This is a genomic window from Rhodococcus sp. MT28 (assembly GCF_058792695.1).
Genome location: NZ_JBXAFD010000075.1, coordinates 1 through 779 on the forward strand (window position 1 = coordinate 1; position 779 = coordinate 779).

1 protein-coding gene is annotated in these 779 nt (G+C 60.1%); it reads right to left on the bottom strand.

Features of this window, described 5'->3' with window-relative positions; translation table 11 throughout:
* On the bottom strand, nt 1–670 hold a 670-nt coding region (locus AC1Q6C_RS33680), incomplete at its 3' end, for a leucine zipper domain-containing protein (RefSeq protein ID WP_492667135.1).
* Nucleotides 671–779 lie beyond the last annotated feature (109 nt).

Below are 779 nucleotides of genomic sequence, written 5' to 3' on the forward strand. Positions count from 1 at the left end.
AGAAGACGCGGGCGTTGTTCATGAAATCGATTGCTGTTGCAGCGGTTTGGTTGTCGCGGGCTTCGGTGTACGCCAGGCGGGTGTTGCCGTCGATCGCGGAATGCAGGTAGGTGTAGCCGAGGCGGGCCTGCTTGTTCTTCTTTTTCCGGCGCTGGGATCGTTTGGCCTGCTCGGAGCCGCGGCCGTGGGCACGCCAGCCGCCGCCGTCGGGGATCTTCCCGACTTTCTTCACATCGACGTGGACCATCTGACCAGGTCGTTTCGCAATGATGACCTGGGGTTTTCGGTTGGTTTCGCCGTTCGGGTCGATGAACCGGCGACGGTGCAATCCCAGGTTCCGCAGAATTTTCGTGACTGTTCGACGAGCAATGACGATGTCGTCGGTTCCCAGTTCGAAGGTGATGCGTGAGGCCGACCATTTTCGGGTTCGTCGCATGGATTCGATCTCGGTCACGATCCCTGCCGCGGTGGCGGCCGGTTGGTGTATTGGTGTGCTGGATCGGTCCTGCAGTCCCAGGTCACCGTACTTGCGGTGCCGGTTGACCCACTTGGATGCGCATTGGCGTGAGATACCCATTTCTGCGGCGACGTGGGCGATCGGACGGCTCTGGCACCGCTCGACGAGTCGTCGTCTTCCTTCGACAGTGAGTGGGGCATTACGGTGTGTCACAGGGCTGGTCCTTTTTGGTCGAGAACGGTTGTGTCGCAACTCCCATTCTTACGCCGAGGACCAGCCCGTCTACTTCAGTCCCGCGTCAACAACGTCCATACCCACAACA